Below are 23,186 nucleotides of genomic sequence, written 5' to 3' on the forward strand. Positions count from 1 at the left end.
GGCAACATCCCGCTCTACCTCGGACACCGGCAACGATTCGCCAGCCCCGCCCAACGCCAGGTCCTCCAGACGATCTACCCCACCTGCGCAGTCCAGGGCTGCGAGGTCCCCGGCGCCTTGTGCGAAGTCGACCACGTCAACGGCTGGGCCCTCGGCCACAGCCCCACCGACATCGACAAACTCACCCTCTGCTGCGGATGGCATAACCGGTTCAAACACACCAACCCGACCCAAATCAACATCACCAGAAGCCAGGCGGGCCGATACGTCTACCGCCTTCTCCCACCTGACCATCCCCACCCCATCCCTGGGTCGCCGCCTGCGTCTGACCTGTGGACAACCACCACGCACCGAGTGTCCGCACGCCATCGCCGCACCCGGCATGCCGTCCCCCGAGGCCAACGCCTTACAGCCGGCCCGTAGATGAGCGATGCCCCACCGCAGGACGATCGCTGAAGTGCGGATGCCGTCCTTTCGCGTGACAGGATCCATAGCCTGGTGCTCGGAAAGAGGACGGAGAACCCGTGGGGGTATCGGTAACCGCAGCACAGATCCCTATTGTTTGGGACGTTGAGGAGAACCTGGCGATTATCGCGAGCGTCCTGAATGAAGCTCGGCCCGGTGAGATCGTCGTATTTCCCGAGGGGGCCTTGTCCGGTTACGGTGCCGACCTCACGCCGCTCGGGCAGCTTGAACCGCATGACCTCGCCCGCGCCGCCGAGGCCGTTGCGGAACTCGTGCGTGAGCGTGGCATTCATGTTTTCTGCTCTGGCGATGAGCGAGCGCGGTCTGCTGGGAGCCGGTTCCGAGCTGCCGACGCTACAGGTACGCGAAGGTGACGTGTCGTTCAAGGTCGGCGTCCAGATCTGCCGGGAGATCCGGTTCCCGGAGCAGTGGCAGTATCTCGCTGACGCGGGGGTGGAGGCGTTCGTCTATCTCACGCACGCCGTCAACCCGGGGGAGCCGCCGGGAGTGTGGCGGAGCCATCTGATCAGCCGGGCCGCGGAGAATCAGCGGTGGGTGATCGCGGCCAATGTCGCCGCCGCCGAGCAGCACTGCCCGAGCCTGATCGTGTCGCCGCGCGGAGAGGTCGTCGCGGAATCGGGTACCGGAGAGGCCGCCGTGGTCAGGGCGGCCATCGATCCGGACGATGCGGGGAGTTGGTATCTCGGGCAGCGGCGGCGGGATGTCGTTGCAGTTCACGGGCGGGTGGTGGGGCGATCGCGCTGACACCGAGTGGACGGTCGTTCAGGTCGGCAGGTTGCCCAGGGCTCGGGTTGCGGTGATTTCTATGACGACTCGGTTCGGGTTGGGGCGTGGGGGCTGGTAGCGGGTCGTGTACCGGCGTTCGGCGTCGGATATGGAAGCCGCATCCGCTTTGATGACGGCGCGTCCCTCCACGGTGGCCCAGCGGCGGCCGTCTACCTGCGTCACGGCTACGGGGAGGCCCGCATCGCCGGCGTGGGCGATGTGGCGGGCTTTCGCCGAGGTGGACGAGGTGATCACCCGGACCGTGCCCGCGTCCAGGGTGGCGCCCACCGGGACGGTGTGCGGGGTGCCGTCCGGGCGGACGGTGGTCAGGGTGCAGATGTGGCGTTCGCGAAAGAAGGCGATAAGGCGGTCGTCGTGCAGGTCCAGCCGGTGTTTGCCGTTCACTGACCGAATCCTAAAGGGCGGCGAGTTCCGCGCAGCGGGCGGGGACGGCCACGCCGGTCCCGAGCGTTCTGGTGGAGGTCGAGGGTGCGTCGACGGCGGGGCCGGATCGGGGCAGGGTGCGGGTCCATGCGCCGGACGAGGTCCGGTAGGCGGGATGTCGGGGGTTCGGGGAGATTGTCCGCAGCGATCCGGCATGCTGATTCGTCCCGTCATGGGGGAGAAGGCAGGGGCTCCGAGGTGATGGATGCGACCCCTTTTCCGGGCTGGCGAAGTACGCCCGGCATATGATTAGTTAGCGCAGGAAACTATCTGACGGGGGTGGGATCGGCGTGCCGTCCGAGCACTATCCGTGGGTCGCGCTGAGCAACACGACGCTCGGCATGCTGCTGGCCACGGTCAACTCCTCAATCGTGATCATCTCGCTGCCGGCGATCTTCCGGGGCATCCGCCTGAATCCGCTGGAACCCGGCAATGTCAGCTACCTGCTGTGGATCCTGATGGGCTACATGCTCGTCTCCGCGGTGCTGGTCGTGACGCTCGGCCGGCTCGGGGACATGTTCGGACGCGTCCGGATGTACAACGCCGGGTTCGCGGTCTTCACGGTCGGGACGCTCCTGCTGGCGCTCGATCCGCTGCACGAGAGCGCCGGGGCGATCTGGCTCATCGGCTGGCGGGTCTTCCAGGGCATCGGGGGCGCCATGCTGATGGCGAACTCGGCCGCGATCCTCACCGACGCGTTCCCGGCGCACCGGCGCGGCATGGCGATGGGCGTCAACCAGGTCGCGGGCATCGCCGGGACGTTCATCGGTCTCGTGGCGGGCGGGCTGCTCAGCGAGATCAACTGGCGGCTGGTGTTCTTCGCGTCGGCGCCGATCGGCGTGATCGGGACGATCTGGGCGTACCGCAGCCTGGTCGAGACCGCGCGGAGGGCGGTCGCCGCGAAGATCGACTGGCTGGGGAACGCGACGTTCGCGGCCGGGCTCACCGCGCTGCTCGCCGCGATCACCTACGGCATCCAGCCCTACGGCGGGCACGACATGGGCTGGACGAACCCCTGGGTGCTCGGCGGGATCATCGGCGGCAGCGCGGTGCTCGTGCTGTTCTGCTGGATCGAGACCAAGGTGGAGCAGCCGATGTTCCATCTCTCGCTGTTCCGCATCCGGGCGTTCACGGCCGGGAACGCGGCCGGGCTGCTAGCCGCGATCTCGCGCGGCGGGATGCAGTTCATGCTGATCATCTGGCTGCAGGGCATCTGGCTGCCGCTGCACGGCTACGACTACGCGGACACGCCGCTGTGGGCGGGTATCTACCTGCTGCCGCTCACCGCCGGCTTCCTGGTCGCGGGGCCGCTGTCCGGGCATCTGTCCGACCGGCACGGCGCCCGGGCGTTCGCGTCCGGCGGGCTGGTGCTGTCGGCGCTCGCGTTCGCCGGGCTGCTGCTGATCCCGACCGACTTCGGGTACACCACGTTCGCGCTGCTGATCTTCCTGAACGGGATCGGCTCCGGGCTGTTCGCCGCGCCCAACACCACCGCGATCATGAACTCCGTCCCGGCGGACCAGCGCGGCGTCGCGTCCGGCATGCGCGCCACGTTCATGAACGCCGGCATGGTGCTGTCGATCGGCGTGTTCTTCTCGCTCATGATCGCGGGGCTGTCCAGCACGCTGCCGAAGACGCTGACCCAGGGGCTGACGCAGCACGGCGTCCCGGCCGGGCCCGCGGCGCAGGTCGGCGAACTGCCGCCGGTCGGCACGCTGTTCGCCGCCTTCCTCGGCTACAACCCGATCCAGAACCTGCTCGCCCCGTTCCACGTGCTCGGCGGGCTCGCGCCGGACGACGTGGCCACGCTGACCGGACGCTCGTACTTCCCGCACCTGATCTCCGAGCCGTTCCACCACGGCCTCGTCATCGTGTTCAGCATGGCGATCGCGATGTCGCTGGTCGCGGCGCTGGTGTCGCTGCTGCGCGGCCGCCGGTACGTGCACGGCGACGACGTCCAGGACGAGCCCGCGCTGCAGCGGGCCGGGCGGGACGCCGCCTAGCTCCGAGCCCCGGGAGGGGAGGCCCCCGGCCGCGCCGGCCTCAGATCACGAGGTCGTTGCGGTCGGGGGCTTTTTCGCGCCCGCTGTTGACACTGTTCCGCAAACGTTTTCATAATCGTCCGCATGAGCGCAGACGGAACCCGGTCCTCGATCCGGGCGGTGGCGAGCCTGGCGGGGGTGTCCCCCTCGACGGTCTCGCGCGCGCTGAACTCCCCGGAGCTCGTGAACGCCGAAACCCGGCAGCGCGTGCTCGAATGCGCCGAACGTCTCGGCTACCAGCCGAACCGCGCGGCGCAGTCGCTGGTCCTCGGGCGGACCCGCAACGTCGGGCTGATCGTGCCCGACATCGCCAACCCGTTCTTCGCCCCGTTCATCAAGGGTGTCGAGGCCTACTTCCGGGACACCGAGTTCGCGGTCTTCCTGGCCGACACCGACGAGGACACCGCGACGGAGGTCAGGCTGGCCGAGGCCATGGTCGAGCGGGTGGACGGGCTCATCCTGTGCGCCCCCCGAATGTCGGGGACGCGGCTGCGCGCCGTCGCGGCCAAGACCAGCGTGGTCCTCGCCTACCGGACCAGCCGGACGGCCCCCTCGGTCCTGCTGGACTTCCAGCCCGGCCTGGACCAGGCGGTCGCGCACGTCCACGCGCTGGGCCACCGCAGGTGCGCGTACCTGTCCGGCCCGGCCAACTCGTGGTCGAACCGGCAGCGCCGCAAGTTCCTCGGGGCGGCCTGCGAGGAGCGCGGCATCGAACTGGTGGACCTCGGCCCGTACGAGCCGCGGTTCACCGGCGGGTACCGGGCCGCCGACGAGGTGGTCGCGGCGGACGTCACCGCCGCGTTCGCCTACAACGACCTGGTCGCGCTCGGCGTGCTGTCACGGCTCACCGAGCGCGGTGTGCAGGTGCCCGGCGACCTCGGCATCGTCGGGTTCGACGACATCCCGATGGCGTCGATGACCAATCCGCCCCTGACCACGGTGGCCATGCCCGTGAACGCGCTGTCGCGGGCCGCGGCCGCCACCATGCACGCGGCGCTCGACCCCAGGGCGCCGAAGGCGCCCCCTCTTCCGCCGGCCTCCGAGCTGACGACCCGACTCCTCATCCGAGGCACCACCGGGCCGGTGTGAGCCCGGCCCTATCCCGTTGCGGGACCGCGTGTCCCGCCAGGAGGACCCACCCCATGAGAACTCCTCGATCAGCCCTCCTCACCCTCGCCACGGCCGCCGGACTGCTGCTGACCGCCTGCGGCGCGCCCAGCTCGGACGGCAAGGCCGCGTCCGAACCGGCCGCCGGAGACGTCAAGCTGCCGTCCAAGCCCGTCACCCTCAACATCATCGACGTCGCCGGGAACCTCCAGCTCACCCAGCAGATCTTCGAGAACTACCAGAAGGAGCACCCCAAGCTCGTCAGCAAGATCACCTATACGAAGGCGACCGCGCCGGAGCTGGCCGGCAAGGTCAAGGCCCAGCAGGACGCCGGGCAGCTCGACATCGACCTCGTGCTGACCGGCACCGACGGCCTCTCGGCCGGCCTGGAGCAGAACCTGTGGGTCGACCTGGTCGGCAAGTACTCCGACAAGCTGCCCGACCTGAAGTCGCAGTACCTGGAGCCCGCGTCCAAGATGCAGGACCTCGCCCAGGGCAAGGGCGTGACCGTGACGTACTACCCGTCCGGCCCGCTGCTGGAGTACAACCCGAAGAAGGTCCCGAACCCGCCGAAGACGGCCGACGAACTGCTCGCCTGGGCGAAGGCCCACCCGAACAAGCTGGAGTACGCGCGCCCGTCCAACTCCGGTCCCGGACGCACGTGGCTCATGGGCCTGCCCTACATCCTCAAGGACTCCGACCCGAAGGACCCGACCAACGGCTGGTCCAAGACCTGGCAGTACCTCAAGGACCTCGACAAGTACATCGAGTACTACCCGACCGGCACCACGCAGACGATGAAGGAGCTGGGCGAAGGCACCCGCGACATCATCCTCAGCACCACCGGCTGGGACATCAACCCGCGCGTCCTCGGCCAGGTGCCCAAGGACGTCAAGATCCAGGCCCTCGAAGGGTTCACCTGGGTCACCGACGCGCACTACATGGTCGTCCCCAAGGGCGTCTCCGGTGAGAAGCTCGCCGTTCTGCTGGACATGATGAAGTACTCGCTCCAGCCGCAGCAGCAGGCGATCACCTTCGACAAGGGCTACTTCTACCCGGGCCCGGCCGTGAAGGGCGTGACCCTCGACATGGCGCCGGCGGAGAGCCAGCAGGCGATCAAGGAGTACGGCCGGCCCGAGTACGACAAGCTCATCGCCGACAACCCCAAGGCCCCGCCGCTGGACGCCAAGGCCCTCGTCACCGCGTTCGACCGCTGGGACCGCGAGATCGGCGGGCAGAAGGTCAAGAAGTCATGACGGCGGGGACCGTGCTGGAGAAGGACGCACGGGCCGCGTTCGGGCACTTGCGGCTGGACGGGGTGACGCGGCGGTTCGGGAGGGCGACGGCGCTCAGCGGGTTCGATCTGCGGATCGAGGGCGGCGAGTTCATCGCGCTGCTCGGGCCCTCCGGGTGCGGCAAGTCGACCGCGCTGAACTGCCTGGCGGGCCTGCTGCCGCTGTCGGACGGCGCCATCTGGCTGGACGAGGAGCGCATCGACACGCTGCCGCCGGAGAAGCGCGGGTTCGGGATGGTGTTCCAGAACTACGCGCTGTTCCCGCACCTGTCGGTCCGCAAGAACGTCGCGTTCGGGCTGTCGGTCCGGCGGGTCGGGAAGGCGGAGACGGCGCGCCGGGTGGACGAGGCGCTGCGCACGGTCGAGCTGACCGAGCACGCGGACAAGCTGCCCGGCCAGCTGTCCGGCGGCCAGCAGCAGCGGGTGGCGATCGCCCGCGCGATCGTGCTGCGGCCGAAGCTGGTGCTGATGGACGAGCCGCTGTCCAACCTGGACGCCAAGCTCCGCGTGCAGATGCGCACGGAGATCCGCCGCATCCACCAGACGCTCGGCCTGACGACCGTGTACGTCACGCACGACCAGGAGGAGGCGCTCGCGCTCGCCGACCGGGTCGTGGTGCTGCGGTCCGGGAAGGTCGAGCAGATCGGGACGCCGGAGGAGGTCTACACGTACCCGGCCAGTACCTACATCGCCGGGTTCATGGGCTACCGGAACCTGCTCGAGCTGCCCGTCCTGTCGGCGGGCGACGGGAAGGTGACGCTCGGGGAGAAGGGCGGGCTCGCGCTCACGGGAATCGGGCAGGACCCCATCAGCGGCGGACGGGCGGTCGCGGCAGTCCGGCCCGAGGACTTCCGGGTCGCCGCCGACCCGGGCGCGGAGAACCGCGTGACCGTCCGGGTCGAGGTGTCGGAGTTCCACGGGCGCGAGGTCGCCGCCGAAGGCGTCACCGATGACGGGCGCGTCGTCCACTTCAAGTCCCCGGAGCGGATCGCGCCGGGGGAGCGGGTGACGCTGACCGTCCAGCCCGAGCGGGTCCTCGTGTTCGGTGAGAGCGTGGCGGAGGCCGCCGCGGCGCTCGACGAGCCCGCGGTGATCGCCGAGACGGGGGCCCGGGATGGTGGTTGAGGCTCCCCCTCGCCCGGAGGCGGCGGCGGCCGGGCGCGGCGGCCTCCGGCACCGGCTCGCCGAGCGCGGCGTCGACCGGGTGCTGCTCCTGCTGCTGCCCGCCGTGCTCATCATCGGGCTGCTCTTCCTCTACCCGATGATGTACGGGGTGGGGCTGTCGCTGCAGCCGAAGAACGGCGGCGGGCCGTTCGGCAACTACGCCGACTTCTTCAGCGACTCCTACCAGCGCAGCACCGTGTGGAAGACGCTCAAGCTCGCGCTGCCGGCCGCGCTGATCAACGTCGGCGCGTCGGTGCCGATCGCGTACCGGCTGCGCGGCCGGTTCCGGGGGCGGCGGGTGCTGACGGCGCTGCTCGTCCTGCCGGTGACGCTCGGCACGGTCCTGGTCGCGGACGGCCTGCTGCGCTACCTCGGCCCCAAGGGCTGGTTCAACCGGGTCCTGCTCGACCTCCACATCGTGGACGAGCCCGTGCGGCTGATCTACAACTACTGGGGCGTGCTGTTCTCGCTGCTCATCACCGGGTTCCCGTTCGCGTTCCTGCTGGTGCTGTCCTACATGTCGGGCATCGATCCGACGCTGGAGCGGGCCGCCGCCACGCTCGGCGCCGGGCCGTGGCAGCGGATGCGGCGGGTCGTCCTGCCGCTGCTGGCCCCCGGCCTCGCCACCACGTTCGTGCTGGCGTTCGTGCTGGCGTTCTCGGTGTTCCCGTCCGCGAACCTCGTCGGCGAACCGGCCGGGGAGACGCGGGTGATGGCGATCGCGGCGTACCAGGCGGCGTTCGAGAAGTACGACTACTCGATGGCCTCGACCATCGCCGTGCTGATGGGCGTGTTCGAACTGCTCGTCATCTCGGTCACGCTGCTGCTGCGCGGCCGCCTCTACACCGGGCCCGCGTCGGGAGGTAAGGGATCATGACCACCGCCGTCTCGCGCCCGGCCGGGCTGCCGAAGCGGAGCCTGCCGAGGGGCCGGCCGGGCACCTGGCTCGTCTGGGCCTGCGTCGTGTTCTTCCTGGTCAACCTGTTCACCCTGATCCTGTCGGTGGTCGTCAACTCGTTCGGGACGAAGTGGTTCGCCGGCTGGCTGCCGCAGGGCTTCACCGGCTCGTGGTACTCCGACGCCTGGGACGAGTTCGCGCTCGGCGACGTCCTCACGGTCACGCTGGAGATCACGCTCGTCGTGGTGGCGCTGGCGCTGCTGGTCGGCGTCCCGGCCGGGTACGCGCTCGCGCGGCGCGACTTCCCCGGCAAGCGGATCGTGATGTTCCTCCTGCTGCTCCCGGTGCTGCTGCCGCCGATCACCTACGGGATCCCGCTCGCGACCGTCCTGTACAAGGTGCACCTGGCGGGGACGATGACGGGCGTCGTCGCGGCGAACCTCGTCCCGGCGCTGCCGTTCGTCATCCTCGTGATGACGCCGTTCGTGGAGCAGATCGACACGAACGTGGAGTCGGCGGCGCGGATGTGCGGCGCCCGCACCCGGCAGGTGTTCACGCGGGTGCTGGTGCCGCTGCTGCTGCCCGGCATCCTCGCCGCCGGAATCCTGGTGCTGGTCCGCACCGTCGCCATGTTCGAGCTGACGTTCCTGGTGGCGGACGCCGACAGCCAGACCCTGATCGTCGCGCTGTACAGCGCCGCGTTCACCCCGGGCATCCGCGCGGCCCAGGCCATCGACGCGATGGCCGTGATCTACATGGCACTGTCGGCGGTGCTGCTGATCATCGCGCTGATGTTCGTCAACCCGACACAGATCGTCGCCCAGGTGAGGGAGGCTCCGGCCGAATGAGGGCTAACAGATGAGCGCTGTCACGTTCGACTACACGGGGGAGCGGGTGCTGGTGACCGGCGCCGCGGGGCTGATCGGCCGCGCGCTGGTGCACCGCTTCGCGGACGCGGGCGCCGGCGTGCTCGCCGTGGACGTGGACGCCGACGGGCTCAAGGTCTTCGACGCCGTCCCGCGGGTGGCGACGATGACCGGCGACCTGGCCCGCGAGGACGTCGCCGACGCCGTCTTCGCGCGGCTCGGCCGGGACGGCGGCCTGGACGTGCTCGTCAACAACGCCGCGATGACCGAGGTGCGCACCCCGTTCATCGACCTCGGCGCCGACGTCTGGGACGCGGTGATCGCCGCGAACCTGCGCTCGGCGTACCTGCTGTCGGTGCGGGCCGTCCGGTACTGGCGGGACGCGGGGCGCGGCGGCGCGATCGTCAGCATGTCGTCGCCGGGCGGCTCCCGCGCGCACGACGACCAGAGCGCCTACGACGTCACGAAGGCGGGCATCGAGGCGCTCAGCCGGGCGATCGCCGTGGAACTCGGCGGCCTCGGCATCCGGGCGAACTGCATCGCCCCCGCCAGCGTCGTCGGCGAGATCCGGCCCGCCACCGACATCCCGGCGGGCCGCACCACCGCGCCGGAGGAGGTCGCGGACGCGGCGCTGTACCTGGCGTCCCCGGCGGCGGCGCAGCTCAACGGGCACGTCCTGCGCGTGGACGGCGGGCTGCACGCCCGCCTGCGCACCGACCCGGCCCAGGAGCAGCAGCGCGAACCCTAGCGTGCGGACGGGGCGGGGCACGTTCTCGCCGGCGCCGGCGGTCTCTCGGTCACCGCCGGCGCCGGTGCGCGCCCCGGGCTCCGCGGGGGCAGCCCGGGGCCGTCCCGGTGCTTGTTGTGCGCCTTCATGACGGCCTGGAGATCCGGGAGGCCGCCGCCGCCGTCGGCGTCGGACAGCGCCGGGCAGGCCCAGGCGTCCTGGCGGCCCCACGAGTAGCTGATGTCGAACGCGGGCCGCGGGACGAGCCGGTCCCACCGCCGGAGAATCGACCGGAGCTCCCCCTCGCCCGGCAGCCGCCAGTTCCGCTCCCCGTCGTTGCAGGACTGCCCGAACGTCTGGAACACCGGGACGATCATGCGGCGGGGGAACCCGGCGCGCGCGGCCTGCCCGACCATGGTGTCGATCGCGCCGAGGTCGCAGCTCTCGCCGCCGGTCCGGCACGGGTACGGATCGAGGCCGATGAGGTCGAGATGCGTCTCGGACGGCTTGAGCGGCCGCATCGGCCAGTCGGTCAGCGACGCGAACGCCTTCTGGCCGGGCGCGTACCGGTGCACGAGGTCGGCGCGCTGCCGGATCTTGCCGGCGATGTCGGGGCGTTCGTCCGGGTTCGGCTCGTCGGACAGGTACCACCCGTAGACGCGGTCGTTGTCCGCGAACCGCTTCACCGTGGCGGCGAACGCGGATGTGCTCTCCTGCTGGAAGCCGCCGCACGTGGTGTTGCCGACCCACAGGAGGGCCCGGCCGCCCGCGGGCAGGGACGCGATCTCGTCCGCGTCCGGGTCGACGTCGAACAGGTCGTAGCCGAGCGCCGCCGCCTTGGCGCGGTCACCGGCCGGCATGTTCAGCGCGAGGTGGAGCGTTCCGCTCGCGGGGGAGGCGGCCGCGGGACGGGCGGACGCGTCTCCGGGAGACGGGGCGATCAGGTATCCGGTGACGGCTCCGCCGAGCGCGGCGGCGGCCGCCACCGCGGCGAGGTGGGTGCGCATCGACTTCATCGGCTCTCCCCGCGTCGCTGGTGTGCCCAGCGTCGCACGGACGGAGCGTGATCGCGCGGATACGGCGGAGAATGAACCGGGACCGGCCGCCCGCAATGGCGCGGGCGGCCGGTCCGGAAACGATCGAGGGTCAGACCCGCCAGGACTGGACGAGGGCGTCCAGCGTGGTCTGGTCGTAGAGGATGCCCTGCGCGGTCAGCTCCCGGGCGACGAGCTCGCCGTCGCCGTGGTGCTTGGCGAGCAGCCGGTACACCGCGTACGGGAACCAGTGGTTGTCGCTGATCCGCTGGATCTCGGCCTCGTCGCAGCCGTAGCCCTCGGCCCTGACCTCGGCGAGCGTCGCGGCGACGTCGCCGTGCCGCCGTTCGAGGATGTCGATGACGAGGCTGCGCAGGTTCTCGGGGGCGGGCGCGGTCGCGGGCGCCCCGGCCGTCGTGCCGTAGGAGCTGCGCCCGTTGGGGCTCGCCGCCGCGGCGGCGGCGCTGACGACGGCGAGTTCCGGCTCGGGTGCGGGCACCGGCGCGGGGGCCGGGGCCGGGGCGGCGGCGGCCTGGACGGGCGCGCTCGGCGCGGCCTTGGGCGCGGTGTCGGTCTTGGAGGTCGCGCCGGCCTCGGCCGCCGGCTGCCCGGCCGCGCCGGACTCGATCGCCTTGCCGTAGTGGCCGGGGACCTGGATCTGCGGGAACGGCCCGGTGTTCCGCAGCGGCATCAGCGTGATCTGGTTGAGCGTCACCGGCCCGGCGATGGCGCGCGTCTGCGGCTCGGCCGGCTTGGCCTCCTCTTCCTCGGTATTCTGCGACACGTACCGGTGCAGGGTCCGCAGCAGGACGAACAGGCCGAGCATCGACACGATCGGCGGGACGGCGGCGGTCGCCTGGTAGGAGAACGTCTTGTGGCCGACGTGGCCGACGTTGAAGATGAGGCTGGCCGTCCATCCGGCGAGCGCGATCGTCAGCGGCAGGCAGAAGTCGAGCCAGCTCATCAGGGCCCGGCGCTTGATGACGAAGGCGTCGATGGCGAGCAGGAAGAGGCCGAGCTCGCCGACGATGATGAACAGGTCGACCAGCAGGGGGAACGATTCGGCCTTCCAGCCGCGCAGCCCGTGTTCCAGGGCCCAGTGATAGAGACCGGCATAGGATTGGGCGAAACCGCCGGCGGTGGCGGTCAGGACCGCGGCCGCCATGAAGGCGATGGCCCCCCACCGTGTGATGACCTGTGCCCGGTTGGCAGCGCTCATGCGGCGTGTGCTCCCAGATTTCTTTACCCGACCGAAGAGTGAGTCGGTGGGAGACTATCCATTCCCTTGACGTTTCGTGGCCGCTTCCCATGACGTGTCGGTTCGCATTTCCGGAGCAAATCGGGCGAACAAGACAGACGGCGCGAGATATGCGGGCCGTCCCCGCCGGGAGGTTCATCGGCAGCTCGGGGGGCGAACGGTGCCGGGCCTTTGGCGGCGAGTGCCAAAACGGGCCCGGAGCGTCGTGCTGACTCGCTCATTGACCTTCCTGACGGGCCGTAGAAGCCTTGCGGGTGGCGTCCGAGACCCGCCCGCCGACCGGAGGAGCGTCATGCCCACGCTCGCTGAGACCTCGGACGACCGCACGGTCGTGATCCCGCGCGGCGGCGCGATCGTGGAGCTGGTGACCGGCGCGGCCGGCGAGTGGCTGGGCGAGCCGCCCGCACCGACTCCGGAGAGCGCGGAGAGCGCGGAGAGCGCGGAGATGCTGCGCGCGATCCGGGAGTGGATCGAGGAGCGGCTGCCCGACCCGGCGCTGAGTCCGGCCGTGATCGCCGCGGCGCACCACATCTCCGTCCGGCAGCTGTACCGGGTGTTCCGGCCGGCCGGGACGACCGTCGCCCGGTACGTCCGGGCACGGCGGCTGGAGAACTGCCGCCGCGAGCTGAGCGACCCGTTCCTCGGCACCGAGCGGATCGGTGCGATCGCCGACCGCTGGGGCCTGCCGGACGCCGCCGCCTTCAGCCGGGCCTTCCGCGCCGCCTACGGCCAGACGCCCACCGCCTGCCGCGCCCGCGCCACCGGCCTGCGCCGGGACGACCGGCGGACCCGGGAAATGCCGGTTTCGCCTGCATCGATCCCCGGATCGGGGGAACGCGGGGAGGACGACGGAAAGGGGGACGCCGTCATGCCACGACCGGGAGGCCGCGAGGACGACGCCGAGCGCCGCGAGCCGCGCACGGGGCCGGAGGGGAAGCGGAGGGGATCGCGATGAGCCCTGCAGTGAGCCATGAGGGGCCCGACGCCGACGACGTGCAGGGAGCGGCGCTGCCGCTGGAGTACGAGGAGGACCTCGATCCGCTCCTGGACCGGATCGGGGACGCCCGCTGCGTACTGATCGGCGAGGCCAGCCACGGCACGCACGAGTACTACGCGTGGCGGGCCGCGCTGACCCGGCGGCTGATCGCCGAGCGCGGCTTCGCGTTCGTCGCGGTCGAGGGCGACTACCCGGACTGCCGCCGGGTCGGCCGCTCGGTGACCCTGGCGCCGGGCGCGCCCGCGGACCCGCGGGACGTCCTGGACGCCTACGAGCGCTGGCCGACGTGGATGTGGGCCAACGAGGAGACCGTCAAGTTCTGCCGGTGGCTGCGCGGCCGCAACGCCGACCTGCCGTCCGACGACCGCGCCGGCTTCTACGGCCTGGACGTCTACAGCCTGTGGGAGTCGCTGCGCGCGGTCGTCGACCATCTGGCCGAGCACCGCCCCGAGTACCTGGACACGGCGCTTGAGGCGTACCGCTGCTTCGAGCCGCACGGCGAGGACCCGCAGGCCTACGGGTGGAGCACGGCGCTCGTCCCGGACGGGTGCGCCGACGAGGTCCTGGCGCTGCTGACGAGGCTCCGCCGGTCCGTGCCGGCGGCGGCGCCCCGCGACCCGGCGGAGGAGTTCGACGCCCGGCAGAACGCCGAGGTGGCGGCGAACGCCGAGCGGTACTACCGCGCCATGATCGGCGGCGGGCCGGAGTCGTGGAACGTCCGGGACGTCCACATGGCCGACACCCTGGGCCGGCTCATGGAGTTCCACGAGTCGCGGCGGGGAGAGGGCAAGGCCGTCGTCTGGGCGCACAACACCCATGTGGGCGACGCGCGGGCGACCGGCATGGCCGACGCCGGCATGATCAACCTCGGCCAGCTGGCGCGGGAGCGGCACGGCCGGGACGAGGTCGTCCTGGTCGGGTTCGCCGGCGGGCCCGGCGAGGTCGTCGCGGCGCCGCGCTGGGGCGGCCCGATGGAGGTCATGCACGTGCCGCCGCCGCTCCACGGGTCGCTGGAGGGGGTGCTGGCCGAGTCGGAGCTGCACCGCGGGATGTTCATCGTGCCGCCCGAACCGGACAAGCCCGCCTTCTTCACCCGGACGCTCGGGCACCGCGCGATCGGCGTCGTGTACGACCCGGACCGCGACCGGCGCCAGTACGTGCCGACCCGGCTCGCCGACCGCTACGACGCGCTGGGCTGGTTCCGGTTCACGTCCGCGCTCGCGCCGCTCCGCACGGAGGCGGCCCGCCGTGGTGAACTGGAGACGATGCCGTCCGGAGTGTGAGGAGTCGCCCCATGTCCTTGACCATGCGACCGGGACCGCTCGCGGGCTCGCCGGGTGACGCGGTCAACTTCGCCATCGACGGGCCGAAGCACCGGCTGTTCATGCACCGGTTCCCGCGCCGCGTCCACGCCTGGTTCGCGGGGGAGATCGTCCTCGACACCGAGCGCGGGCAGTTCCTGCACGAGACGGGGCTGCTGCCCGTCCTGTACGTCCCCGAGGAGGACGTCCGGACCGACCTGCTGGTGAAGACCGCCCACACCACCCACTGCCCGTTCAAGGGCGACGCCGCCTACTGGACGATCCGGGCCGGCGACCGCGAGGCGGAGAACGCGGTGTGGGGGTATCCGGAGCCGAAGCCCGAGGCGGCGTGGCTGCGCGGGCTCATGGCGTTCTACTGGGAGCCGCTGGACGCCTGGTATGACGAGGACGAGGAGGTCCACGGGCACCTGCGCGACCCGTTCCACCGCGTCGACGCCCGCCATGCGCGCCGGCACGTCCGGGTGCTGCGGGACGGGGAGGTCGTCGCGGAGACCGAGCATCCGATCGTGCTGTCGGAGACCGGGCTGCCCAACCGGTACTACATCCCGGCCGAGGACGTCCGCCGCGAGCTGCTGACCCGGAGCCAGAAGCACACCGTCTGCCCGTACAAGGGGGAGGCGTCGTACTGGTCGCTCGAAGGCGCCGAGGACGCCGCCTGGTCCTACGAGGAGCCGCTGGAGGACGCGACGAAGATCGCGGGCTATCTGAGCTTCGACCACGAGGCCCTGAGCGTCGAGTCGCAGCCGCCGCCGGGCGCGTGATCCCGGCCTCCGGGTTCTCGCGGTGCCCAAGAGGAGGTCCCGCGGTTTACAGTTCACATGACCGTGGGCAGTGACGGTGAGAAAGAGCGACGGCGGGCGAAGGAGACGGGCTGTTGGCAGCGTACGCGGCGTCCTCCCCGCGGCCGGGGTTCTGGGCCGCGCTCGACCCCGCGCAGCAGTCCGCGCTGCGCGCCGCGGCGCGCCCCCGGCAGTTCCCGGTGAAGGCGCCCCTGGTCTACCAGGGCGACGAGTCCGACCACGTGATCATCATCGAGCGCGGCTGGGCGAAGGTCACCTCGTCCACCGCGGACGGCCACGACGTGGTGCTGGCCGTCCGCGGCCCCGGCGACCTGATCGCCGAGATGGCCGTGCTCGGCGGACGGCCGCGCGCCGCGACCGTCACCGCGCTGTCGCCGATCCGCGCGCTCGTGGTGCCCGCCGCCCGCTTCACCGGGTTCCTGGACGGGCACCCGGACGTGTGGATGCTCGTCACCGGGACCTTCGTCCAGCGCATGGACGAGTCCGGCCGGCGGCTCACCGCGCACGTCACGAGCCGCGGCCCGCAGCGCCTCGCCGGGCTGCTGACGCACCTCGCGGAGGTGTCGGCCCAGCACGCCCCGCCCGCGCCGGACGGGTCGATCGAGATCGGCCCGCCGCTGTCGCAGGAGGAGCTGGGCAGCTGGATGGACGCGTCCCGGGAGACCGTCGCGCGCGCCCTCAACGGGCTGCGCCGCGAGGGGCTGATCCGCACCGGCTGGCGCAAGATCACCGTGGTGGACCTGCCCCGGCTCCGCGAGTTCGCCAAGGAGAGCGAGTGACGGGCGGATCCCCGGGATGAGCGGCGACCGCTACCACCACGGCGACCTGCGGCGGACGATCATGGCGGCCGCCGTCGCGGCGATCGCCGAGTCGGGGCCGGCCGGGTGGAGCCTGCGCGAGCTGGCCCGCCGCGCCGGCGTCTCGCACGCCGCGCCCGCGCACCACTTCGGCGACAAGGCGGGCCTGCTGACCGCCGTCGCCGCCGAGGGGTACGCTCTGTTCGCGGACGCCCTGGAAGGCGCCGGCGGCGACCTGCACGCGGCCGGCCTGGCCTACGTCCGGTTCGCCGTCGGGCACCGGGCGCACTTCGAGGTGATGTTCAGCCCCGGCCTCTACCGCGCGGACGACCCCGGCCTGACCGCAGCCCGCGCCCGCGCGACCCGGGTGCTCGCCGAGAGCGTCCGGGAGGCCGCGCCGGGCCGCCCGGAGGACGCGCGGGCGCGCGGCCTCGCCGCCTGGTCGATCGTGCACGGCTTCGCGCACCTGTGGCTGAGCGGTGCGCTGCCCCCCGACCTGGGCGACGACGCGGCGGCCGTCGCCGCCCCCGTGATCGAGCAGTTCTTCAAGCGCTGACCGCCGGGCCTCCGCGTCAGGACGAGGTCTTCTCGCCGAGGGCCGGGCGGTCGTCGCCGGAGTCCAGTGGTGGACGTTCGGGGACGACGGCCAGATCGGCCCGGAACCGGCGGTTGAGCGCGGCGCGCAGGCGGCCGGACGCGCTGCGGCCGCGCGGGCTGCCGATGCCGTCGATGGGCGGCGGGACGTCCAGGTCGGCGGCCGGCGCCGGGCGCGGATCGGTGATCGCGGCGATCGCCTCGTCCGGCAGGCGCCGCTCGACCTCGCTGTACCCGCCGTCCGGCGACTGCCGGATGATGCCGGTCTCCAGCCCGTGCGAGACGAGGCCGAGGTCGCGGCGCTGCAGGCCGACGCAGAGCCGGTAGGCGATGATGTAGCCGAGCACCGGCCCGAGGATGATCAGGGCGCGGAAGAACCAGGTCGTCCAGAAGAGCGGGATGTGGAACCGGTCGGCGAGGACGTCGTTGCCGCCGGCGAGCCACAGCGTCCCGTAGAAGACGACGCCGGCGACGCCGACGCCGGTCCGCGCGGGGACGTCGCGGGGCCGGTCCAGCAGATGGTGGATGCGGTCGTCGCCGGTCACCCAGCGTTCCAGGAACGGGTAGGCGGCGAGGCCGGTGAACAGCAGGCCGGGGACCGCGAGCGCCGGGACCAGCACGCTGAGCGCGACCGTGTGGCCCCACGCGGTGATCTCCCAGGCCGGCATGATCCGCAGCGCGCCCTCCAGCCAGCCCATGTACCAGTCGGGCTGCGAGCCGGAGCTGATCGCGCCCGGGTCGTACGGGCCGAAGAGCCAGATCGGGTTGATCTGGACGAACGCGGCCAGCAGCGTCGTCACGCCCAGCACCCAGAGGAAGAAGGCGGTGGTCTTGGCGATGAACACCGGGAAGAACGGGTAGCCGCGGACCGTCGTGTTCGTGCTGCCCTTGCCGGGGAACTGGGTGTGCGTCTGCCGCCAGGTCAGCACGATCGCGTGCAGCGGGATGAGCGCCGCGAGCAGGCCCGGGATCAGCAGGACGTGGATGACGTAGAGGCGCGGGATGATGTCGGTCCCCGGATACTCCCCGCCGAACAGGAACATCACCGCGTAGGAGCCGACCAGCGGGACGGACGCGGTGACGCCCTCCAGGATGCGCAGCCCCGTGCCCGACAGCAGGTCGTCGGGGAGCGAGTACCCGAACAGCCCGTTCAGCATGACCAGCGTGAACATGGCGACGCCGATCAGCCAGTTCAGCTCGCGCGGCTTGCGGAACGCGCCGGTGAAGAAGTTCCGCAGCATGTGCACGAGGATCGCCGCCATGAAGATCAGCGTCGACCAGTGGTGGATCTGCCGGACGAGCAGCCCGCCCCGCACATCGAAGCTGATCTTGAGCGTGGACGCGTACGCCTCGCTCATCTCGACGCCCCGCAGCTTCGTGTACGAGCCGTTGTAGACCACCTCCTGCATGCCCGGCTTGAAGAACAGCGTCAGGTAGACCCCGGTCAGTACGATGATCACGAACGAGTACATCGCGATCTCGCCGAGCAGGAAGGTCCACTGGTCCGGGAACGCCTTGCGCAGCGACTTGCGGGCGAAACCCGTGGTACCGAGCCGCTCGTCCAGTGCGTGCGCCGAGGCGTCGACCCATCGCCCTCGTGCCCGGGGCATCGTGCCCGCCATCGCCACCATCCCTTCGTCGCGCTTCTGCGCATAAGACGGCGTCGGGCGGACGAATGTGACATGCGGCGGTGTGCGCCCCGTCACTCGCGGAACGGGTCACCCGCGGAACGGGGTCGCCCGCGGGGGCCTCAGCAGGCGGGCACGGCCAGGTGGCTGCGGCGCCGGTAGCGCGGGCGCCAGGTGACCCGGTAGCAGAGCCGGATCGGCGGCGGCATCAGCCGCAGCACCGCGTTGCGGGTGGGCTCGGGGGCGCCGTCCAGCAGCCAGGGCAGGAACGTCCCGAGACCCCGGAGGCCCAGTTCGCGGCGGAACTCCACGTCGAAGGTGCCCCATTCGAAGGGCGTCAGGGTCTCCTGGATGAGCGGGAGGACGTTCGACTCCTTGAACTCCAGGAGGGCGTCCAGGGATGCGCGCAGCTCCCACGCGTACCGGGCGAACATGCCGGGGTCGCGGTGCTCCAGGGCCGCGTCCACGCCGTCGATCAGCGGGACGACCCGCAGCGTCTGCGTCGCGAGGCGGTCGAGGACGACGCCGACGCGTCCGAGTCCGCCGCGTCCGAGTCCACGGCGTCCGAGTCCGCAGTCGGGCGCCTGCTCGTCGGCGTCCTTGGCGTACATCACCGTCCACAGGGCGCGCTTCTCCGCGTCGTCCTGGATCCGCCAGTAGGAGGTGAAGAGGGACCAGGTGTTCGCGACCGCCGGACCGTCCGGCCCGGGTGCGGCCTCCAGCCGGGCCGTGTCGCGGCGGAACGCCTCGTACACGGCGTACAGCATCGTCAGGTCGTACCGTCTGGCCACGCTCTCCATGCCGCCTCCTCGCCTCCGCATCGGTGCCGCCACAGAGGTAGACGCGCCGGACACCTCTGAACGTGACACGATCTGGAGCCTGACTCCTGCGACGTGCCCCGCGGCGGGCGATGTATGCGGTCGGCGGGGCGGGGCGGGGCGGGGCGCACCGGGCCGGACGGCGTGCGCCGCCGCCGCCGGCCGGGTGCGTCAGGTCACCGGGTTGTCGACCAGGTAGACCTTCGGGGACGGCGCGTCGCACGCCGCCGGGACGGCGCCGGATCCGCCGCCGAAGGTGAAGTCGGCGGCGGCCGACCCGAGCCGGACCGAGACGCTCCGGGCGCCGGACGCCGGGGTGAACGGCCCGGCGGTCAGCGTTCCGTCGCCCGGCAGCGGCACGGTGATCTGCTCGCCGCGGACGAGCGGGGTCCGCGGGATCGGGATGCCGCCGGACGGGATGACGTTCTGCGTCGCCGGCGTACCGCCCTCGACCTCCAGGTTCAGGGCCGTGACCGTGCCGGACGCCGAACTGTACCCCTTGTCGATGAGCCGGTTCACGGTCTCCGCGGGGATCACCAGCGCACCGCTCGCCTCGGTGAACGCGAAGGAGCCGCCCTTCTTGACCACCAGCGGGATGCGGGCGCCGACGGCGATGCCGACGTCGAGCGACTCACCGCCCAGCGTGCACCTGGACGGTGCGTCGATGATGCCGACCAGCTCGTTGGAGGCGGGCTCCGGGAAGTTCAGCGGCGCACCGGTGATCTTGGCCGGGGGCAGGCCCGGCGCTCCGCCCACGCCGATCGTCAGCAGCGCGTTGCCGGCGGACGGCTTGCAGTCCGCCTTGATCGGGATGCTGAACCCGGCCTGCGATTTCAGGTCGATCTCGGCCACCGCGTGGTCGAAGGCCAGCGTGACCTTGCCGCTGTCCGGCGCCTTGTACGGGCCGACGTCGAACGTCCCGGTCAGCGGCAGCCCGACCTTGAGCGGCTTGCCGGCCTCGATCGCGATGTCCTTGATCTCGAACGGGTCGCCGTCCGCGATGTTGATCGCGGACGGGGTGGAGTCGCTCGCGCCGATGGTCAGGTCGGTGACCCGCGCGTCGGCCTTGTCGATCCCGAGGATGGGCGCGAGCGAGGTCAGCCAGGACGGGAACGTGATGCTGCCCGAGCCCTGCGTCAGCCAGAAGTCCTGGCCGGGGCCGAGCTGCACGGGCGCCACGCCCTGCACGTCCACGTCCGTAGGCAGGTAGAACACCGGCAGGCCGGCGAGCGTGATCGTGCAGCCGATGGGCAGCTTGAACCGCCCGGTGTCCACGCCGACCGCCGGGACGTTCCCCGGCGGGAGCGCGTGCGCGGCGGGCGCCTGGACGAGCGAGAGCACGACGGCGGCGGCGCCAGCGAGGGCCACCAGCCCGCGCCGCAGCCGGCCGCCGGAGCCGGGTCTGCCGGCTTTTTCGAATCTCATGGGGGGCATCCCTTCAGAAGTACGGAGTGACTGATGGGTGCCGTCATGGTGAACCGGGGCACGCGGGCCGAGATACGGACGGCATGGCGGAAATGCGTCATCACGGTTGGCAACCGCACATACAAAATGCAGATCGGCGAGCACCGGCGGTACGTTGGCGGGACGTCCGCGACGGAAGGGTGCGTGCATGGCTGGTGAGGCGGTGGGCGCGGATATCGCGTCCCTGGTGCTGCGGCTGTCCGTGGGCGGCACGCTGCTCGCGCACGGCTGGAACCACGCGTGGGGCGGGGGCAGGATTCCCGGGACGGCGGGCTGGTTCGAGTCGATGGGGCTGCGGCCCGGCCGCCTGCACGCGCTGATGGCGACCGGCACCGAACTGGGCGCCGGCGTCCTGCTGCTGCTCGGCCTGGTCACCCCGCTGGCCGCCGCCGGGGCGGTCGGCACGATGGCGGTCGCGTTCGTCACCGCCCACGTGCGCAACGGCTTCTTCATCTTCCGGCCGGGGCAGGGCTACGAGTACGTCCTGATGATCATCATGGTGGCGTGCGGGCTCGGCGCCCTGGGCGGCGGGACCGCGTCGCTCGACCACGCGCTCGGGCTTTCGGACGGTCTGTCCGGCTGGGCGGGCCTCGCGATCACCGCGCTGGCCGGCGGCCTCGGCGCCGCGCTGCTGCTGGCGGTGTTCTGGCGTCCGGCCGGGCGGGCCGCGGAGAAATGAGCGGGGCGATGAGCGGGGCCGGATGAGCGGGGCCGTCCTCCGCACACGAGGAGGCCGGCCCCGATCCATCGGGAGGGGCTATCTCCAGGTGTCGTTCGCCGTGTGCGCGGACGTCCCGGTGGTGTAGCTGCGGTTCCCGCCGTTCTCCCAGGTCACGGAGCCCGCATCGGTCTTCTTGAGGTACTTGTACTCGATCCTCGTGCCGGTGGGCAGCGGCACCGTGCCGCTCCAGGTCGGGTAGCGGTCGGGGGAGAGCTTGACGGCCTTGGACGTGTCCCACGAGCCGAGGGCCGGGACGCTGCCGACGACGTAGACGCTCGTCCCCCAGGTCGTGGTGGCGTAGACGTTGAACGCGTCCGAGACGGTCGCGGGCATGGAGGTGGGCGTCGCCGTGGGCGTCGCGCCCGTCCTGGCGTTCACGTGGATCGCGACCGCGCCGTGCGCGGGGATGGTCACGGTCGCGGTGCCGCCGGACACCGGGACGGCGGTGCCCGCGCAGCCGTCCGCGCCGCCGGTGATGCCGCCGGTGATGACGTCGCAGTAGACGCCGTCCGCGAGCCCGGTCCGGTAGGACGCGGTGGACGCGCCGGACGAGTCGTTGAGCCCGATCCAGCCCTTCGAGCCCCGGCTGAACCCGATGACGTCGCCCGCGGTGGCGGTGAAATCGGACACCGTCGCGGCGGACGCGGTCGCGTTGTGCCAGCCGACCATGCCCTTCATCCCGGTCGACTGCGTGATGCACTGCCAGCCGCTCGCGCAGTTCGTGTTCGTGACGAGGCCGCCGGAGTCCGCGGGCGGCGACTGCCCGGCGGACGACCAGGCGAACCCGTCGAACACCGACGGCTTCCCGTACGGGTAGGCCAGCATGAAGTAGTTGGCCAGCACGTAGTCGGCGCCGTTCTTGTAGCTGAGCGTCGAGCCGTCCCGCTCGGTGTCGTGGTTGGTGATCATGGCGAAGGTCTGGGCGCCGCTCGCGTCCAGCGACCACGACGGGATGCCGGACAGGTTCGACAGCGTGCCGTTCTGGAACTGCGTCTTCAGGCCGCGCGCGTAGGAGAAGCCGAGCACGTCACCGTTCCCGGTGAACGCGGACGGCTTCAGTTCCGCGGTGCTCGCCCCTGGGACGACCTCCTGCGCGATGTAGGGCGCCCTGCCCTCGGCGGTGGTGTTGTCGAGCATGCCCTTGATGGCGGCGAAGTCGCTCTGCGCTATGTGCTTGGCGGCGTCGATCCGGAAGCCGTCCACGCCGAGCCCGATGAGGTCGTTGAGGTATCCGGCGATCTTTCCGCGGACGTAGCCCGATTGGGTCTTGAGGTCCGACAGCGAGACCAGTTCGCAGTTCTGCACCTCGGACGTGTCGTTCCAGTCGTCGATGCCCGCGTCGTCGTCGTTGCAGTATCCGTCATTGGCGTGGTGGAAGTCGCCGTAGCCGTACGGGACGGCCGGGTAGGAGAACCCTGCGGGGTCGAACGTCGATCCGTCGTACGTGGTGCTGACCGTGTTGTTGTGGCCCGCCATGTGGTTGACGACCGCGTCCACGTAGACGCGGACGCCCGCGTTGTGGCACGCCGTGACCATGGCGGCGAACTGCGCGCGGGTGCCGAGCCGGCTGGTCAGGCCGTAGGAGACGGGCTGGTACACCTCCCACCACGGGTGGGCGCCGTCGCTCGTGCCGGCGAGGCTGACCGATTCGGCGGGCGGCGCGACCTGGACGGCCCCGTACCCGGCGGGTCCGAGCTGTCCGGTGCACGCCGCCGCGACCGACGGCCAGTTCCATTCCCACAGGTTGGCGGTGACGTCGCCCGCGTTCAGCGAGACGGCGGCGCGGGCGGGGGAGTCGGGGAGCAGGGCGGCGGCGGGCGCCGTCCCGCCGAGGACGAGCGCGCCGGCGGCGAGCAGGGACCGGCGGCGGGGGATTCTTGCGCGTTGCGCGTTGGCTGACATGGCGGCGAGCTCCTGACACGAGGCGCCTGGCGGGCGCCTGGAGGGGGTGGGGGACGGC

General features: G+C 71.6%; 21 protein-coding genes and 1 pseudogene. 14 read left to right on the forward strand and 8 right to left on the reverse strand.

The genetic code is table 11. The annotated features are described in order from the left end of the window. On the reverse strand, positions 1-294 hold a 294-nt coding region (locus AL2_RS38810), incomplete at its 3' end, for a hypothetical protein (protein WP_218003735.1). Between the two features lie 230 nt (positions 295-524). Here AL2_RS38810 and AL2_RS38820 point away from each other — a divergent pair. Beyond that, positions 525-1,230 (forward strand): annotated as a pseudogene (locus AL2_RS38820) (carbon-nitrogen hydrolase family protein). A gap of 18 nt (positions 1,231-1,248) precedes the next feature. Here AL2_RS38820 and AL2_RS31830 read toward each other — a convergent pair. Then, on the reverse strand, positions 1,249-1,656 hold the full coding sequence (locus AL2_RS31830) for a pyridoxamine 5'-phosphate oxidase family protein (protein WP_067640249.1): 408 nt from the start codon (positions 1,654-1,656) through the stop codon (positions 1,249-1,251). A gap of 329 nt (positions 1,657-1,985) precedes the next feature. Between AL2_RS31830 and AL2_RS31835 the strand changes: the two genes are divergently transcribed. From AL2_RS31835 to AL2_RS31865, 7 genes are all read left to right on the forward strand, one after another. Then, positions 1,986-3,698 carry an MFS transporter gene (locus tag AL2_RS31835; protein WP_067640251.1) on the forward strand — a complete coding sequence of 571 codons (1,713 nt, stop codon included), beginning with the start codon at positions 1,986-1,988 and terminating at the stop codon, positions 3,696-3,698. A gap of 123 nt (positions 3,699-3,821) precedes the next feature. Next, complete coding sequence (locus tag AL2_RS31840; RefSeq protein WP_067640253.1) at positions 3,822-4,826, forward strand: LacI family DNA-binding transcriptional regulator; 1,005 nt, start codon at positions 3,822-3,824, stop codon at positions 4,824-4,826. 53 nt (positions 4,827-4,879) lie between these two features. Continuing rightward, positions 4,880-6,100, forward strand: coding sequence for an extracellular solute-binding protein (locus AL2_RS31845; protein WP_067640255.1), 1,221 nt, complete (start codon positions 4,880-4,882; stop codon positions 6,098-6,100). Then, positions 6,097-7,263 (forward strand): ABC transporter ATP-binding protein, encoded by a 1,167-nt coding sequence (locus tag AL2_RS31850; protein WP_067640257.1) that lies wholly within the window; start codon positions 6,097-6,099, stop codon positions 7,261-7,263. Before AL2_RS31845 ends, AL2_RS31850 begins: the two co-directional genes overlap by 4 nt. Then, positions 7,253-8,179 (forward strand): ABC transporter permease, encoded by a 927-nt coding sequence (locus AL2_RS31855; protein WP_067640259.1) that lies wholly within the window; start codon positions 7,253-7,255, stop codon positions 8,177-8,179. The genes AL2_RS31850 and AL2_RS31855 overlap by 11 nt, the downstream gene beginning before the upstream one ends. Next, positions 8,176-9,048: an ABC transporter permease gene (locus tag AL2_RS31860; protein WP_067640261.1), complete on the forward strand. Its 873-nt coding sequence runs from the start codon at positions 8,176-8,178 to the stop codon at positions 9,046-9,048. Before AL2_RS31855 ends, AL2_RS31860 begins: the two co-directional genes overlap by 4 nt. Positions 9,049-9,058: 10 nt before the next feature. Continuing rightward, positions 9,059-9,814 (forward strand): SDR family NAD(P)-dependent oxidoreductase, encoded by a 756-nt coding sequence (locus AL2_RS31865; RefSeq protein ID WP_067640263.1) that lies wholly within the window; start codon positions 9,059-9,061, stop codon positions 9,812-9,814. Here AL2_RS31865 and AL2_RS31870 read toward each other — a convergent pair. Next, positions 9,811-10,809 (reverse strand): hypothetical protein, encoded by a 999-nt coding sequence (locus AL2_RS31870; RefSeq protein ID WP_067640266.1) that lies wholly within the window; start codon positions 10,807-10,809, stop codon positions 9,811-9,813. The genes AL2_RS31865 and AL2_RS31870 overlap by 4 nt on opposite strands. Before the next feature lie 130 nt (positions 10,810-10,939). Continuing rightward, entirely contained in the window at positions 10,940-12,046 is a 1,107-nt protein-coding gene (locus AL2_RS31875) for a DUF2637 domain-containing protein (RefSeq protein WP_067640268.1), read from the reverse strand. 331 nt (positions 12,047-12,377) lie between these two features. Here AL2_RS31875 and AL2_RS31880 point away from each other — a divergent pair, with 331 nt between their 5' ends. From AL2_RS31880 to AL2_RS31900, 5 genes are all read left to right on the forward strand, one after another. Beyond that, the gene (locus tag AL2_RS31880) at positions 12,378-13,040 is read left to right on the forward strand and encodes a helix-turn-helix domain-containing protein (RefSeq protein WP_067640270.1); all 663 of its coding nucleotides are present in this window, start codon (positions 12,378-12,380) and stop codon (positions 13,038-13,040) included. After that, complete coding sequence (locus tag AL2_RS31885; RefSeq protein ID WP_083947104.1) at positions 13,037-14,365, forward strand: erythromycin esterase family protein; 1,329 nt, start codon at positions 13,037-13,039, stop codon at positions 14,363-14,365. Before AL2_RS31880 ends, AL2_RS31885 begins: the two co-directional genes overlap by 4 nt. An 11-nt stretch (positions 14,366-14,376) precedes the next feature. Further along, entirely contained in the window at positions 14,377-15,165 is a 789-nt protein-coding gene (locus AL2_RS31890) for a DUF427 domain-containing protein (RefSeq protein ID WP_067640272.1), read from the forward strand. A gap of 113 nt (positions 15,166-15,278) precedes the next feature. After that, a complete protein-coding gene (locus tag AL2_RS31895; protein ID WP_245667079.1) occupies positions 15,279-15,983 on the forward strand; it encodes a Crp/Fnr family transcriptional regulator in 705 nt (234 codons plus the stop codon). A 16-nt stretch (positions 15,984-15,999) separates the two neighbouring features. Further along, a complete protein-coding gene (locus tag AL2_RS31900; protein WP_067640276.1) occupies positions 16,000-16,557 on the forward strand; it encodes a TetR/AcrR family transcriptional regulator in 558 nt (185 codons plus the stop codon). Between the two features lie 16 nt (positions 16,558-16,573). On the opposite strand, the gene qcrB is transcribed toward AL2_RS31900, so the two are convergent. The 3 genes from qcrB to AL2_RS31915 form a co-directional block, all read right to left on the reverse strand. Further along, positions 16,574-18,217, reverse strand: coding sequence for a cytochrome bc1 complex cytochrome b subunit (qcrB, locus tag AL2_RS37795; RefSeq protein ID WP_067640402.1), 1,644 nt, complete (start codon positions 18,215-18,217; stop codon positions 16,574-16,576). A gap of 128 nt (positions 18,218-18,345) precedes the next feature. Further along, the gene (locus AL2_RS31910; RefSeq protein WP_067640278.1) at positions 18,346-19,023 is read right to left on the reverse strand and encodes a hypothetical protein; all 678 of its coding nucleotides are present in this window, start codon (positions 19,021-19,023) and stop codon (positions 18,346-18,348) included. A gap of 189 nt (positions 19,024-19,212) precedes the next feature. Next, on the reverse strand, positions 19,213-20,466 hold the full coding sequence (locus AL2_RS31915) for a hypothetical protein (protein WP_067640280.1): 1,254 nt from the start codon (positions 20,464-20,466) through the stop codon (positions 19,213-19,215). Between the two features lie 187 nt (positions 20,467-20,653). Between AL2_RS31915 and AL2_RS31920 the strand changes: the two genes are divergently transcribed. Then, positions 20,654-21,184, forward strand: a complete 531-nt coding sequence (locus AL2_RS31920) for a DoxX family protein (RefSeq protein WP_067640282.1) — start codon at positions 20,654-20,656, stop codon at positions 21,182-21,184. A gap of 78 nt (positions 21,185-21,262) precedes the next feature. On the opposite strand, the gene AL2_RS31925 is transcribed toward AL2_RS31920, so the two are convergent. Further along, the gene (locus tag AL2_RS31925) at positions 21,263-23,128 is read right to left on the reverse strand and encodes a carbohydrate-binding module family 20 domain-containing protein (RefSeq protein ID WP_067640284.1); all 1,866 of its coding nucleotides are present in this window, start codon (positions 23,126-23,128) and stop codon (positions 21,263-21,265) included. Positions 23,129-23,186: the final 58 nt, after the last annotated feature.

Source organism: Actinomadura latina NBRC 106108, from assembly GCF_001552195.1.
GTDB classification, from domain to species: Bacteria; Actinomycetota; Actinomycetes; order Streptosporangiales; family Streptosporangiaceae; genus Spirillospora; species Spirillospora latina.

What these genes read in the sequence shown, in the direction of transcription:
- AL2_RS31885 (WP_083947104.1), top strand. Translation starts at nt 13,037, where the DNA reads ATGAGCCCTGCAGTGAGCCATGAGGGGCCCGACGCCGACGACGTGCAG.
- AL2_RS31840 (WP_067640253.1), top strand. Translation starts at nt 3,822, where the DNA reads ATGAGCGCAGACGGAACCCGGTCCTCGATCCGGGCGGTGGCGAGCCTG.
- AL2_RS31860 (WP_067640261.1), top strand. Translation starts at nt 8,176, where the DNA reads ATGACCACCGCCGTCTCGCGCCCGGCCGGGCTGCCGAAGCGGAGCCTG.
- AL2_RS31875 (WP_067640268.1), bottom strand. Translation starts at nt 12,046, where the DNA reads ATGAGCGCTGCCAACCGGGCACAGGTCATCACACGGTGGGGGGCCATC.
- AL2_RS31915 (WP_067640280.1), bottom strand. Translation starts at nt 20,466, where the DNA reads ATGAGATTCGAAAAAGCCGGCAGACCCGGCTCCGGCGGCCGGCTGCGG.
- AL2_RS31870 (WP_067640266.1), bottom strand. Translation starts at nt 10,809, where the DNA reads ATGAAGTCGATGCGCACCCACCTCGCCGCGGTGGCGGCCGCCGCCGCG.
- AL2_RS31910 (WP_067640278.1), bottom strand. Translation starts at nt 19,023, where the DNA reads ATGGAGAGCGTGGCCAGACGGTACGACCTGACGATGCTGTACGCCGTG.
- AL2_RS31900 (WP_067640276.1), top strand. Translation starts at nt 16,000, where the DNA reads ATGAGCGGCGACCGCTACCACCACGGCGACCTGCGGCGGACGATCATG.
- AL2_RS31880 (WP_067640270.1), top strand. Translation starts at nt 12,378, where the DNA reads ATGCCCACGCTCGCTGAGACCTCGGACGACCGCACGGTCGTGATCCCG.
- AL2_RS31890 (WP_067640272.1), top strand. Translation starts at nt 14,377, where the DNA reads ATGTCCTTGACCATGCGACCGGGACCGCTCGCGGGCTCGCCGGGTGAC.
- qcrB (WP_067640402.1), bottom strand. Translation starts at nt 18,217, where the DNA reads ATGGCGGGCACGATGCCCCGGGCACGAGGGCGATGGGTCGACGCCTCG.
- AL2_RS31925 (WP_067640284.1), bottom strand. Translation starts at nt 23,128, where the DNA reads ATGTCAGCCAACGCGCAACGCGCAAGAATCCCCCGCCGCCGGTCCCTG.
- AL2_RS31845 (WP_067640255.1), top strand. Translation starts at nt 4,880, where the DNA reads ATGAGAACTCCTCGATCAGCCCTCCTCACCCTCGCCACGGCCGCCGGA.
- AL2_RS31865 (WP_067640263.1), top strand. Translation starts at nt 9,059, where the DNA reads ATGAGCGCTGTCACGTTCGACTACACGGGGGAGCGGGTGCTGGTGACC.
- AL2_RS31855 (WP_067640259.1), top strand. Translation starts at nt 7,253, where the DNA reads ATGGTGGTTGAGGCTCCCCCTCGCCCGGAGGCGGCGGCGGCCGGGCGC.
- AL2_RS31850 (WP_067640257.1), top strand. Translation starts at nt 6,097, where the DNA reads ATGACGGCGGGGACCGTGCTGGAGAAGGACGCACGGGCCGCGTTCGGG.
- AL2_RS31920 (WP_067640282.1), top strand. Translation starts at nt 20,654, where the DNA reads ATGGCTGGTGAGGCGGTGGGCGCGGATATCGCGTCCCTGGTGCTGCGG.